General features: G+C 58.6%; 12 protein-coding genes. All 12 read left to right on the top strand.

Annotated elements, in window-relative coordinates; genetic code table 11:
- The first annotated feature begins 104 nt into the window (after positions 1-104).
- The 12 genes from Q3C01_RS41805 (at position 105) to Q3C01_RS41750 (ending at position 13940) form a co-directional block, all read left to right on the top strand.
- Positions 105-1271 (top strand): ABC transporter ATP-binding protein, encoded by a 1167-nt coding sequence (locus Q3C01_RS41805; protein WP_458151180.1) that lies wholly within the window; start codon positions 105-107, stop codon positions 1269-1271.
- A complete protein-coding gene (locus tag Q3C01_RS41800) occupies positions 1268-2191 on the top strand; it encodes a carbohydrate ABC transporter permease (protein ID WP_458151169.1) in 924 nt (307 codons plus the stop codon). Before Q3C01_RS41805 ends, Q3C01_RS41800 begins: the two co-directional genes overlap by 4 nt.
- Complete coding sequence (locus tag Q3C01_RS41795) at positions 2188-3021, top strand: carbohydrate ABC transporter permease (RefSeq protein WP_458151168.1); 834 nt, start codon at positions 2188-2190, stop codon at positions 3019-3021. The genes Q3C01_RS41800 and Q3C01_RS41795 overlap by 4 nt, the downstream gene beginning before the upstream one ends.
- Positions 3018-4292 carry an extracellular solute-binding protein gene (locus Q3C01_RS41790; RefSeq protein ID WP_458151167.1) on the top strand — a complete coding sequence of 425 codons (1275 nt, stop codon included), beginning with the start codon at positions 3018-3020 and terminating at the stop codon, positions 4290-4292. The genes Q3C01_RS41795 and Q3C01_RS41790 overlap by 4 nt, the downstream gene beginning before the upstream one ends.
- A gap of 283 nt (positions 4293-4575) precedes the next feature.
- Positions 4576-6750: a TonB-dependent receptor gene (locus Q3C01_RS41785; RefSeq protein WP_458151166.1), complete on the top strand. Its 2175-nt coding sequence runs from the start codon at positions 4576-4578 to the stop codon at positions 6748-6750.
- A gap of 28 nt (positions 6751-6778) precedes the next feature.
- Positions 6779-7462, top strand: a complete 684-nt coding sequence (locus Q3C01_RS41780) for a MotA/TolQ/ExbB proton channel family protein (RefSeq protein ID WP_458151165.1) — start codon at positions 6779-6781, stop codon at positions 7460-7462.
- A gap of 3 nt (positions 7463-7465) precedes the next feature.
- Positions 7466-7861 carry an ExbD/TolR family protein gene (locus tag Q3C01_RS41775; protein WP_458151164.1) on the top strand — a complete coding sequence of 132 codons (396 nt, stop codon included), beginning with the start codon at positions 7466-7468 and terminating at the stop codon, positions 7859-7861.
- The gene (locus Q3C01_RS41770; protein WP_458151163.1) at positions 7803-8615 is read left to right on the top strand and encodes an energy transducer TonB; all 813 of its coding nucleotides are present in this window, start codon (positions 7803-7805) and stop codon (positions 8613-8615) included. Before Q3C01_RS41775 ends, Q3C01_RS41770 begins: the two co-directional genes overlap by 59 nt.
- Before the next feature lie 31 nt (positions 8616-8646).
- Complete coding sequence (locus Q3C01_RS41765) at positions 8647-9651, top strand: succinylglutamate desuccinylase/aspartoacylase family protein (RefSeq protein ID WP_458151162.1); 1005 nt, start codon at positions 8647-8649, stop codon at positions 9649-9651.
- 56 nt (positions 9652-9707) lie between these two features.
- On the top strand, positions 9708-10814 hold the full coding sequence (locus tag Q3C01_RS41760; protein ID WP_458151161.1) for a hypothetical protein: 1107 nt from the start codon (positions 9708-9710) through the stop codon (positions 10812-10814).
- A gap of 145 nt (positions 10815-10959) precedes the next feature.
- Positions 10960-12594 (top strand): DUF1592 domain-containing protein, encoded by a 1635-nt coding sequence (locus Q3C01_RS41755; protein ID WP_458151160.1) that lies wholly within the window; start codon positions 10960-10962, stop codon positions 12592-12594.
- 11 nt (positions 12595-12605) lie between these two features.
- On the top strand, positions 12606-13940 hold the full coding sequence (locus tag Q3C01_RS41750) for a DUF1552 domain-containing protein (RefSeq protein ID WP_458151159.1): 1335 nt from the start codon (positions 12606-12608) through the stop codon (positions 13938-13940).
- Positions 13941-14005: the final 65 nt, after the last annotated feature.

Below are 14005 nucleotides of genomic sequence, written 5' to 3'. Positions count from 1 at the left end.
GCGTCGGTTTTGCGCATTTGGCCAAGACCTCTGTCATTAAACCGTCATGCGTCAATGGTTCTATAATCATTATCGGCGATGGCGACCCAGATGACGAGGTTCCTTTGGCAGGCGTATCAATCCGCGGAGTTTCTAAATCGTTCGGCTCCGCTCCCGTCCTCAACGGGATCTCGCTCGACATCCGCGATGGAGAGTTTCTGACTCTGCTCGGTCCGTCGGGGTGCGGTAAATCCACCCTCCTAAGAATCATTGCGGGGCTCGAGCAGCAGGATTGCGGAACCATCGGCGTCGCCGGCATTAAAGTCGATCACCTTCGTCCCAGGTTGCGCGATGTCGCGATGGTGTTTCAGTCATACGCCCTCTACCCGCATCTGACAGTCTCAGAGAATATGGCGCTGCCTCTGAGAATGCGCAGACTTTCGGCTTGGCAGCGATTTCCTGTCATACGTGCTCTCCTCCCGAATGTTCGCTCAGTGAGCGCCGAGATCAAGACCGAAGTAGCGCGGACCGCGAAGGTGCTTGGGATCGACCATCTCCTTTCGCGCAAACCCGGCCAACTTTCCGGCGGTCAGCGTCAACGCGTGGCCGTCGGGCGGGCCATGGTTCGTCGCCCTGCAGTCTTTCTGATGGACGAGCCGCTCTCCAATCTGGACGCGAAGTTGCGCGTCCAGATGCGCTGCGAAATCAAGGAGCTGCATCGTCGTCTTGGCGTGACCTTCGTCTACGTCACCCATGATCAAACGGAGGCCATGACCATGTCCGATCGCGTCGCGGTCATGCTGGATGGTCAACTGGCGCAAGTGGCATCGCCGCGGGAGATCTACGCTTGTCCTGCGGATCGACGTGTAGCCGAATTGATAGGTGCGCCCAAGATCAACCTGCTCGAGGCCGTGCCGAGAAGCGAGGGACTCTTGGCGGTTGCGGGGTCTACCATTGCGGTCGACAATGTGCTGGATTTTGGAGGCGGCGTCACACTAGGTATCCGCCCAGAGTCGCTGCAGTTTGCCGAGCGCGCCGGCCTGAATACATTGACGGGAAGGCTGCGCTATGTCGAGCATGTCGGCGCCGATCTGTTCGCTTATGTCGACGTCCCAGGCTCGGGCGAACCTTTGGTCGCGCGCCTTCCGGTCGAGCTTGCCTCAAAGCTTCAATCCGACCAAACCGTACATCTCCGAGTTCGACGCGAGCAGTCGCTACTGTTTTCTGCCGATGGGCGTCGGCTTTCCGAGGGGGATGGTCAAGTTACACGGCTTCGGAGCTACGCAGAGTGACGTCGGAACAGTCAGCTGTTGTCGACCGAGAGTTGCGGGTCGAAACGGGATCTGCGGAGACGCTTGCCGGCTATGCCCTGGTCGGGCCGGCCTTGGTCCTCATCTTTGTGCTGTTCATCTTGCCGGCGGGGGCCGTGCTCGCGATCGCCGCGACCGACTGGCATCTCGGGGCAAAGACGCTGTCATTCATTGGCGCAGCGAACTTCACTAGTCTGCTCGCCGATCGAGCGTTCCGTGCAGCGCTCTTCAATACGGCCGCTTACGTCCTCATGGTTGTGCCAAGCACGCTGGTTCTCGGGCTGTCCCTGGCGCTCCTGATCGAGAGTGGTAAGAGCCTGCGCGCCTTCTATCGCGCGATCCATTTCTTGCCATTTATGACCTCGCTCGCCGCCATGGCAATCGTGTGGGAGGCGCTGCTGCATCCGACTATCGGCTTAGTCAACCAGGTATTGGTGGCTGTTGGGCTGCCGACAGCCAATTGGCTGCGTAGCGAGACGACCGTCTTGCCCATATTGGCGCTTATCGGCACCTGGCAAAGTCTTGGCTTGGCGCTGGTGCTGTTCCTCGCGGGCCTCAAAGCCATTCCGCAGGACCTCTACGATGCCGCCGAAATCGATGGCGCCGATGGGGTGCTCGATCGTTTGCGGATCGTGACCCTACCGTCGCTAGCTCCGGTCTCCCTCTTCGTGCTCATCGTCGTGACGCTGCGCGCTTTCGCAACCTTCGATATTGTCCAGATCCTGACAAAGGGAGGGCCTGATGACGCCTCCGTCATGCTTTTGTATGCGCTGTACCGGGAGAGTTTTGAGTATTTGAGGACCGGTTACGGAGCAGCCATCGCCGTCATCTTTCTGGTTATTGTTATCGCTCTTGCAGCGATTCAGACACGCGTCGTGAACACCCGGACGTCTCGCCCATGACCTCGCGTACGAAAATTCTGGCTGGTGCGGTTCGCCACGCGATACTCTTCACGACCGGCTCGCTCGTTCTTGTGCCGTTTATCTGGATGGTGAGCTTATCTTTAAAGCCGCCGGTCGAACTCTTCTCGTCGAACTTTACATTGTTGCCGGAGCATTGGTTCGCGGTGGAGAACTACACCAAGGCGCTCACCGCAGCGCCTTTGCCAAGATACATGCTGAACGGAGTGATCGTATGCGCGGCGATCCTTTTGCTACAAATCATCATTTGCGCGCCAGCCGCCTATGCGCTTGCGAAAATCCATTTCGCCGGTCGCGAGATTATCTTCGGGTGCGTTCTGATTGGTCTTCTCATTCCGCATCAGGTGTTGGCATTGCCGCTGTTCATTCTCTGCTACTGCCTCGGGATTCTCAACACATATGCCGCGCTGATCTTGCCGTTTGTCGTCTCACCCTTCGGAATCTTCCTGTTCCGCCAGTTCTTTATGTCCATCCCCGATGACATTGTCCATGCGGCTCGCCTGGATGGTCTTTCGGAGCTGAACATCGTATGGCGAATCATGCTGCCCATGTCCCTTCCTGCAGTCATCGCCTTTTCGATTGTCTCGACCGTCAGCCACTGGAACGATCTCTTCTGGCCACTCCTCGTAGTGCACTCTCAAAAGTTCATGCCTCCGTCACTCGGCATCGTCACCTTCGCCAATGCGGAAACCGGCAATGATTACGGACCATTGATGGCGGGAGCTACTCTGGTTGTGGCGCCACTGGTCATATCCTTTTTTGCCGCGCAGCGTTGGTTTATCGAAGGACTCACGGCCGGAAGTGTCAAATGAGAGTTCTAAAGATCATGAGTCTGCGGTGCTCGCTCACCGCGCTAGTCCTCGGTGCGGTTTTGATCGGAAACGTTGCACATGCCAACTCCTCCGTCTTACGCGTTTCCGCAGCGCCCTCGACATTTTCAAGGGCCTTTCGCGCCCTGGCATCTGCGTTCGAGAGAGTGAATCCCGATGTTCGCATCGATCTTGACGTCTCGCAATTCGACCAGCCCGCGATCATGCGACAGACTCTGCGAATGGCAATCTTCGGTGACTTGCCGGACGTCTCTTTTCAGGGCTCCAACTATCTCCGCCTACTTGCCGACCGCAATTTGCTGATACCGCTGGACCGGTTCATGAATGCCGATCCTGCGTGGAATCCACAACACTACTCCCCCTCGGTGGCGACCGCCGGCCGTGTCGGCAAGATAACTTACGGTCTGGGCGTCGGGATGTCCTTTCCTATCATTTTTTTCAATAAATCTCTCGTCTCGAAGGTTCAGGAGGGAGCTAGTTCTATCCCTAGCAATTGGGATGACATCCTCGATGTCGCCAGACGCGTCCAGTCAGAAAACATGCAGGTCCTCGGTCTTTTCTCCGAATACAACTCCTTCATGTTCCAAGGGCTGGTGGGCTGCTTAGGCGGATCCATGATGAATTCCGACGACTCGCGGATCACCTTCACGGACAACGCCGGCCAAGAGGCGATGGAATTGATACGTCGTATCGGTCTCGCCGGACAGGCGAAGGTCGACATGACCAAGTCGCAATCGCGACAGGCGTTTGCAGGGGCACGGATCGCGATCCTTCTAGATTCGAGCAGCAGCCTCGCATCGTTTGAAAGGGAGGTGGCCGGCCGGTTCGAGATCGGCACGGCTCCGCTGCCAATGACCGGAAGTGACGCATCGCTCCCCACAGCCGGCATAACGGTCGTCATGCATGCGGCCGACCCTGCACGGCAGGACCTCGCATGGCGTTTCATGAAATTCGTAACCGGCTCAGACGGGCAAAGCTTGGTCGGAACGACGACTGGCTATGTCCCCGCCAATGAAACCGTGATCGCGAATCCGGGGCCTCTCGCCGACTACTATGCGGCGCGTCCAAATATGCAGGCAGCGCTGAGTTCCATCACGCATAGTCGAGGCTGGTATGCCTTTCCCGGCGAAAATGCTGGCCGGATCGACATGATGATCGAGGATCGCGTGGGCGAAGTCATGAGACTTCGGCAACTTCCAGCACCGGCGCTCGATCGCCTTGCCAAGGATATCAGCACTCAGCTGCCGAAATGATGCGTCAGGCGCCCCTGGCGATATGATCGGCGCTCGTCCAAGGCCTAAAGGCGAGCGTATTCGCAGCTTTTGCGCGCCGTGATTTGCTAGAGCAAGGCCCAGTTCCTTGGCTTCGTCGCCGAGTGCCTTTGCTTTGCGATTTTGCCAGTCGATTCCATCCCGCAGCGGCACAGAGCGGGACCATCACAGAAAAAGTGCGCGATCTTCTGACTGTCACAAAACCGTCGACTCCAAACTATAATTATAGAACCAATAAGGGAGGCGTACCGCTGACGATGAGCGCGTGGCGGTCCAAGAGGGGCAACAGGAGGGGCTATTAATGCTACGAGTTTCGGGTACCGCAGACCGGCGGGGGATCGGGCGCCACTACGCTGCGCTTTGGCTGGCTGCATGCGTTCCACCGGTGTTAGGGACGACTGGTGCTCACGCCCAACAGACGACGGACCTCGGGACCGTCGAGACCTCGGATAGTGCGGCTGATATCAATTCGGCCGTCTATCAAGCGCCGACGACAACACCGCTGACGGTGACGCAGCCGACGTCCGTCATCAATAAGCATTACATCGAAAACAATATTCCCTCGACCAGTAACTTCGACAGGGTCATCAACGTCGCGCCGAGCGTCATGACCTCGCCGAGCGGAAGCGGTGGAGATGATGCAAAAATCTCGATCCGTGGCTTTCAAAATGGTCAGTTCAACACCACCCTAGACGGAATCCCGCTCCGTAACTTCGGTGGGACCCAGCGCAGCGGAACCTTCATCATGACGAACGACCTGGGGCAGGTCATGATTGACCGCGGTCCGGGTACAGCGTCGACCGTGGGCGATGCGACGTTCGGCGGCACGGTCGCACTTCAAACCAAGTCGCCAATGTCGACTATGGCTACAACGGCGACGACGGGCTACGGCAGCTTCAATACCCAGCTCTACGGCCTTCAATTCGATTCCGGTCAGATCAAAGGAACAAACGGCGCGTCGCTGTTCCTCGACACGCAGTTCACGAAGAGTGATGGCTATTACACAAACGCTGCCAAAGAGCGGGAAAACGCGGCACTGAAGATTCAGCAGCCGCTAAGCGACAATACGATGCTCACCTTTGTATCAATCTACAATGATGAGATAAGGAACTACTTTCAGGGCAGGTCGCTATCCCAGATCGCCGCCTACGGCCCGAACTATGGCCTGTCGTCGTCTCCAAACCAGCAGTCGTACGCAGGCTACAACCGCTGGAAGCTTCAGACCGACTTCGAATACCTCGGCCTGAAGTCCGACTATGGAGACGGCTGGCATCTCGAAAACAAGCTCTACACCTACGGCTATTACACCGCAGGTCTGCTTCTGGGAAAGGATGTCAGTGACAATTCCAGCAACGGCACGATCTTTGGCGCCAGCAACGTACCGGGCACTACAAATCCAGTAAACTACCGCGCGTATGGCGATGTGGTGGCGCTTACCAAGGACACGTTTTTTGGCGACGTGAAGGTCGGGGCGTGGTCGGAGCACCAGCCAGCCTATCGGGGTTTCTTTAACGTCGATATGACCTTGGCGCAGAAATACATCTCGACCGTCTACAACCAGCACCTCGCGTTGGATACTTTCCAACCCTATGTCGAGGCAGACTGGAAAGCACTGCCCGACCTGACGATTACGACCGGCGCGAAATACGCCTATGTCAGTCGCAGCCAATCATCGCTTGTCGATCCCAACACCCACGGGCCACTGGACTACGCTCAGGACTGGGCGAAGGTCCTGCCTTCGCTTGCCGCGAACTACAAGCTGTCGTCCAACTGGTCAGTCTACGCGCAGGCCGCGGAAGGCTTTTTGAGCCCACCTATTGTGACCCCCAACTCTAATGTTCAGCCTCAAACAACCTGGAATTATCAGGTCGGCACGGCATACCAGAGCAAGACCTTCACGCTTGCCGGTGATGTCTACTACATCGACTTCAACAATATGATCACGTCGCAGACGATCGGTGGTATTACCAACTACTTCAATATCGGCGGCGTGATTTACCAGGGCGTGGAAGTCGAGGGAACGGTCCATGTCGGCAACGGCTTCAGCCTGTTTGCCAACGGCAGCCTCAACAGCGCGAAGAACAAGCAGACCGGGCAATGGATCGCCCAGGCGCCGAACGCAACAGCCGCGGCCGGCCTGATCTACGAAGAGGGTAATTGGCATGCCTCGCTGACGGATAAATGGGTCGGCCAGCGCTTCGGCGATGTCGGAGAAAAGCAGCCGCTGTCACCATTCAATCAGCTTGACATGGCCATCACCTACAAAGTCAAGAACCCGCTGCCCAATTTGGCCGCAGTTACGGCCAAATTCGGGATCGACAACCTCCTCAACAGTCACGCAATCGTAGACTTTGCAGGCTATTCCGGCGGGTCAGTAACGCCGCTGTTCTACACGCAGATTGGCCGGAACATCTATACCAGCCTGACTGTGCAGTTCTGACGCCAAATCATCATCGAAGGAATTGAACATGACCCTGGACCGTCTCACCGAACTCGCGGCGCAGTCCGACGGCATTCTCTATGTAATGGCTGTCCTGCTGTTAATCGCGATTACCGTGATTATCGATCGCTTCTGGTATCTTGGCCGCACCATCCGTCAAGGAAAGCGCGTCACCAGTACCGTTGCGCAATTTGCGCACCTCGACCGCAAGACACTTGCAGAGCTCGTCGAGAAATCGCCGCGGCTGCCGCATCGCGCCCTGCTGGAAGTGCCGCTGCACCATTCCGAGCTGAGGGATGCGCATCGGATGTCCGAGCTGCTGGAGGAAGCAATCCTATGGCAAGTGCCCAAGCTGGATAGCCGCTTGTGGCTGCTCGACACCATCGTGACGCTCGCGCCTTTGCTCGGCCTTCTCGGCACGATCGCTGGCATGGTCAAGGCGTTCGCAGTTCTCGGCGACGCCGGCAACGCGGCGACGCAGATCACCGGTGGCGTCGGCGAGGCTCTGATCGCGACGGCATGCGGCCTGCTCATCGCCATTGTCGGTCTCGTTTGTTTCAACAGCCTGAACAACTGGACGCGGCTTATCGTCCATCAACTTGAGACTTTGAAGATCTCCATGGTCAACCGTCTCGATGCGCCTCGGGTCGCTTCAGGAGAAAAGCGTTCTCACAGCCCCGCAATCCACCCGGTCGCGAATACGGGGACCTGATCAATGCGATATCTCGAGGTGCGAAAGGGCCGCATTGAAATCATCCCGATGATCGACATCATGCTCTTCTTGTTGGTGTTCTTCATCATGATCACGTTGCGAATGATCCCGGCGACCGGCATCGCCTCGCAGCTTCCGCAAAGCAGCACCGCGCAGGATCTGCCCCACCCAAAGATCGTCATTACCTTGTTTGCCGACGGCGCTATCGAGACGGATGGTCAAAAACTAACCATCGATGATCTGACGACAAAACTGGCCAGCGAGCCGGACCGGGAGCACGCTGCCGTTACCATTGCCGGAGCTGGCACGGCCACGCTTCAGAATCTTCTCGCAGTGATGGATGCGTGTCGCAAAGCCGGCATCGTCCAGGTGGGACTCGCCGCGAAGGAAACCAAGTAGGAGTGCAATCGTTGTGACCATCGCGACAGTCGATCATTTCAGCTCACCGCAGGAGCGCTCAGCGCTTCCGGCCTCGTTTGCCGCTGCGCTATTGCTGGAGGGCCTCTGTTTTCTTGCGGTCGTCGGCTGGCTCACTCAACGCCCGGCCAGGATCGAGTCATCAGCGCCGACCATGCAGATCTCGCTGGTGGCCGCTCCACCTGCGCCGGTCGAAGCTCCGGCGGATCCGCCTCCCATGGTCGCAGAAACTCCACCGGTGCCCGAAGAGACCCCCCCGGTACCGGAAGATCCTCAGGTTACTCCACCGCCGGCAGAGGTTGCTCCACCTGAACCTGCTCCGCCACCTCCGAAGGCGGAGGCGCCGGTCGTACGCCCCAAGCCGGCAAAACCACCGCAGCAGGTCCAGCGGAAACCGGCCGCGCGCCCAGCGCAGCAACAAGCAACGGCAAGCGCGGCGCCGAGCGCTGGCGCAATGTCGAGTTTTCAAGGCCAAATGCGCCGAGCTGTAGAAAGTGCGCTGGTCTATCCGGCATCGGCGCGTGCCTCAGGCCAGCATGGTCGTGCGCGCGTTACCTTTGCCTTTCTCGATGGACACGTATCGGGGGTCAGCTTGGCGCAATCGAGCGGCTCTTCGCTACTCGATCAGGCGGCACTCGCCACCGTCAGGAGCGCGCATTATCCACTTCCGCCCCCCGAACTGAGCCACCAGACGCTTCATCTCAGCGTCTACGTTGAGTTCAAGGCGGGCCAGTGATGGCCGCACGCGAAGTTGAAGCGAGAGCGCAATGAGATTGAACATAGACCTCGACGGGAAAGGCAGGCAAAGCGGAAGCATCAGCCTTCCTTCGTCGACCAACGATTCAGCTTACGGGCAGATTCAAATACCCATCGTCGCGCTCCGCAACGGAGAGGGACCGCGTATCTTGCTCATGGCTGGAAACCACGGCGACGAATTCGAAGGCCAGATCATAGTGACAAGGCTGGCGCGGCAACTCGACCTGCATCACATACGCGGACGTCTGCTTCTACTTCCCGCAATCAATCTGCCCGCGGCATTGGCAGGCACGAGAACGTCGCCGCTTGACAACGGCAATTTGAATCGCAGTTTCCCCGGCAATCCCCGGGGCACGCCGACCGAACGAATCGCTGACTTTATCGAGAAAACGCTGATTCCAAATTCTGATTTTCTCATCGATCTTCATTCTGGCGGAAATTCGCTCAACTATTTGCCCGCTCCCAGCGTCACCGACAGCGAAGACGAAGCGGTCCGCACGAGATTGCTCGGTATACTTCGCGCCTTTGGATCGCCTCTCGGCTACGTCTTCTCCGAGCCGCCAACTACGGACGTGGGAACGATCGGATCGTGCCGCCGCGCCGGGATTGAGCGTCTTGGCACCGAGCTTGGCGGCGGGGGCGGCGTATCGCCGGCAGCGGTAGCGCTCGGAGAAGCCGGCGTGCTTCGCGTGCTCGTGCATCTAGGTGCACTCGATCCTGCTGCCGTTGCGAATTTGCCTCCACCAGGTCCGATGAAGATCCTCAGGCGACCTGGCCCGCACACTGGCTACTATATTTACGCCGAGAGCTCAGGCGTGTTCGAGCCATTCCTCGAGCTTGGGGCGCGAGTGTCGCCAGGTCAGCCGGTGGGGCAAATCCTCACGCCGGAGGTACCTTGGCGGAAACCGATCACAGTCCACTCGGGCGTAGGCGGCACGCTCATCTGTCGGCGTGCGCCGGGTCTTGCGCGCCGAGGAGACGGGCTGATGGTCTTTGCCGAAGATCTTCAGTGCTGAAATGACAACAGATTGGCTCTGATGCGCCCACGCACTCGGTACACGGTATCGGTACAATGAACACGAGTCCAACGCAGCACGACCTGGACGGCCTGCTGACGTCGGAGTTTCTGGTAGAAGCCTCCGGCGTTCCTGCCATTGCATATGTCCGCGAGGGCGCGCCAGGGTCGCCGACGATGGTTGGCCTTCCTGGCGGCGGTCATTTGGCAAGGGTATTCTACGGTCACCCCGGCAGCCGCGCGGAGGACTTCCTTGACTTTTGGCTCGAGCAGCGCGGCTTGGGCCTCATCGCTCTTTCGTATCCATCCGATCATCGCGCCTTTCGGCGTCGCCTCACCGATCTGACGGTGACAGATTGGGCAAATGCTACCGCGGCGATAACGGCCGAGATCGTCAAGACGCGAGGTTTGTACGGTCCGATCGTGCCCATCGGATGGAGCATGGCCGGTCGCGCCTTCCGAGCGTTCAATGTTGCCGCGCATCGTTTGGGGCTTAAGATGCCGGGGCTCATCGCACTCGCGGCGACCCCACCATTGCCGGGCATGGCTCGCACAGAGCCCGAAGGAGAGCCGGTCACGGTAGAAGGTTTCTGGAGAACCGGAAATGATGATCCAAGCAACCTTTCCGCCCGCAATGAATCGTTTCTCCGCGACATTAATTGGAAGGGGACAGAGATCATCGACGCTGCCGCATACGCGGAGTACTACATCGTCAACACTCCGATCCGGTTGCGAGGTGAACCCAATCAAGGGCCCCGTCTTAGTCGTAATTCGCTGCTCGACACGATCGATGACCTGGGAACTTTTGCGTACTCGGAATATCCTTTCACAGGCGTGATCGCTCCCACGCACACAACTGACGCGCGGCACGCTCTTACGGATCAGGCAACGTGGGGTTTTCTCAACAGCCAGAAGCTGTTCTGCCAGTTTTCTGCTGCGAACGCGATTTCCTTGCGCGGCGAAGCCTGGAGCGAGTTGCGAGATTTGGCCTTGCAACTTCCAACTCGACTCTGTCGGTATGTGGAGGGTGGTCATTTCTTCTTTGTTGGACGCGACGGCGCCGCGCAAACCACATCGCACATTCAAGATTTGTGCAAGCGGCTTGACGAATTGCATGTGACCATGCGGCGGCTCTTGGCACCAGTCGAGGCGAAGGCTGACTAAGCAGGAATGATATGCATCGTGCAGTCGTCATGAAATCGTCATTTAGGTTGCCTATACGGTCTATAAGTCTAGAAGCAAAGAGCAAATGCCAATGTCTCGGAGATCAAACGGCGAAAACCCGCAGCGCGCGACATGGAACGGGTGCGTGGTGTCCTTTTTATCTCTGACCGCGTTGGCGTCCGGCGCGATGGCTGCTGCCGCCTTCACCTCCGCCCACGCCGCCGTCAGCTCCCAAGTGGTGAGCATGAGGCGCCTGACCCAGCAGGAATATCGCAACGCCATTGCCGATATTTTCGGCCCGGAGATCGAAGTGCGCGGCTCCTTTGAGCCCACGATCCGGATTGGTGGCCTGCAAGCGGCCAGCACATCGGTGCTGTCTGTGACGCCGGTCGGCTTCGAGTCCTTCACCAACATGGCGGACGGCATTGCCGGCCAGGTGACGGGTGAAAAATACCGCGCCAAGCTTCCTTGCGCGCCCAAGTTGGCCAAAGAACCCGATGATGCCTGTGCGGCCCATATACTGAGCCATTACGGGCGGATGCTGTATCGAAGGCCCTTGACCTCGGACGAGATCCAGTCAGCCGTCAATCTTAGTCATGGCTTGGCCGACTCGCAGGGCAATTTCTATGCTGGCCTGCGCCACGGTCTGGCCAGCTTGCTTCAGGCACCGGATTTCGTATTTCGCATGGAGATCGCGGTGCCGGCCGGCGACCAGCAATGGGCGCTGGACCCTTACAGCCGAGCGACGCGTCTCAGCTATCTGATGTGGGACTCGACACCGGACGAGGAATTGATTCAGGCGGCTGAGAATGGTGAGCTGAATACGGCTGCGGGGCTGGAGAAGCAGGTCGATCGCCTGATGGCCTCGCCCCGGCTGGACATCGGCATGCGGGCCTTCTTCAACGACATGTTGGAGCTCGACAACTTCGAGACCGTTTCGAAGGACAGCATCCTCTACCCCAAATGGAGCTTAGCCATCGCGGCTTCGGCGAAGGAAGAAACGCTGCGCACCACCATTGACTTGGCGCTGCATGAGAATGGCGACCTGCGCGACCTGATGACCACACGCAAAACCTTCCTCAATCGCAACCTGGCGGCCGACTACCAGCTTCCGTTCCCCTTCGAGGGCGAATGGATGCCCTATGAATTCCCTGGCGATTCCGGCCGCAGCGGCATTCTTACCCAAGCCAGCATGTTGACCATGTTCTCCCATCCCGGCCGCAGTTCGCCCACCAAGCGCGGTGTAGCGGTGATGGATATCTTCCTTTGCGAGCCGACGCCCCCGCCGCCAGCCAATGTGGATTTTTCGGTGGTCAATAACACCAACGGCCCATTGAAGACCGTGCGTGATCGCCTGATGGCCCACGCCACCAACAGCAGCTGTGCCTCCTGCCACAACCACAGCGATCCGATCGGCCTGTCGCTGGAGGGCTTTGACACGATTGGTCAGCGACGCGTCATGGAAAATGGCAAGCTGATCGATGTTTCCGCCACGATAAAGGGCAAGCAGTTTGTTGGTGCAGAGGGTCTTGGCCAGTTCCTGCACGACGATCCCAAATACACAGCCTGCCTCGCGCGCAAGGTGTATTCCTATTCCCGCGGTGAGAATAGCGAGGATGTTCCGGCATCCGCGTTCAAGGCCGCCTACAAGTCCTTCGCGGATTCCGGTTTTCGCATGCGTTCACTGCTGAAGGCCATGGTTGAGGACAAGGACTATTTCAGTGCGCTTGCGCCCACTCCCGAAACAACCAGTCCTGCAAACAAGGACTCGGCCCAGTAAAAGGAACTAGCATGAAGATCGATCGCAGAGTTTTGCTCCGCGGCACATGCCAAGGTGCTCTGGCCGTCATGGGCTTGCCGTTTCTCGACTGCTTTCTGGACAGCAAAGGCGAGGCGCTAGCCGCGACGGGAAAGCCGCTTCCCATGCGCTTCAACACGTTCTTCTTCCCACTTGGTCTGACCGAGCAGCTGTGGGTCCCGAAGTCGGGCGGCAAGAACTATGAGATGACGTCCCAGCTGAAGCCGCTGGAGTCCTTCCGCAACAAACTGAACGTATTCAGCGGCCTGCGCGTCCCCCTGGACGACAATCCCAACTTTCAGCACTGGTCGGGCCTGGCGGCTGCCGCCACGGGCATTTCGCCCACCAAGGACAAGCAATTCGATTCCAAGACTATCGACCAGCAGATTGCCGATGTCATTTCCCATGGCGCCCGTTTTAAATCGGTGTCCGCCGCCGCCGGCGGCGATCCGAAGCAGAGCTATTCTAGCCTTGGTGGCCCCAACACCTTGCCGGCGGAGGCCTCGCCGCTTTCGCTCTATACCCGCCTGTTCGGCCCCGGCTTTCAGGACCCTAGCAAGAGCGATTGGAAGCCCGATCCTCATGTTCTGATCCAGCAGAGCGTGCTATCGGTCGTGGCCGATAATCGCAAGCGGGTGATGCAGAATCTCGGCGCCGCCGACCGCGTCCGTATGGACCAGTACTTCACCTCAGTGCGTGAAGCGGAACTGCAGATGGCTGCCGAACTGCAACGTCCTGAAATTCAAGCCAAGGTGGCCATCCCCAACGCGCCGGCCGAGATGGTGTGCAACAGCTCCCTGCTGAACCTCCGCAAGAGCACGCCCTTGATGGCGCGGCTTGGAGCGCTGGCGCTCGCCACCGACCAGACTCGCGTATTCAACCTCAGCATCTCCCAACCGTCATCTGACCTCTTTGTGCCCGGCGACCCCTTGGGGTACCACCTGACCACCCATGAGGAGCCGATCGACCCGGTCCTTGGCTATCAGCCGCGCGTGGCCCAATACAATTTCGACTGCATGGAACTGTTCGCCATGGTCCTGAAGGAGATGGATGGAGTTCCCGAGGGTGACGGCACGGTTCTCGACCACAGCTTGGTGTTCGCCTTTACCGACATGGGTTATTCCAGAATCCATGTGGCGGACGGTCTTCCAATCTTCGTGGCCGGCGGCGCCAACGGCCGGGTGAAGACGGGCTATCACGTCGCGGGCGACAGCAGTCAGGTGTCGCGCGTCGGCCTGACGCTTCTGAAGGCGATGGGCGTGTCGCGGGACGTCTGGGGTGCCGGCTCCATGGAAGTCAGGCAGCCTTACACCGATCTGCTCACATAGTCGTATCCGTTCATCCATCACGAGTGGACCGTCGCAGCGATTGGGGGCGTTTGTTCGTATGCCTG

This window comes from Bradyrhizobium sp. UFLA05-109 (assembly GCF_054185165.1).
This window is presented reverse-complemented; position numbering and strand designations above follow the sequence as displayed.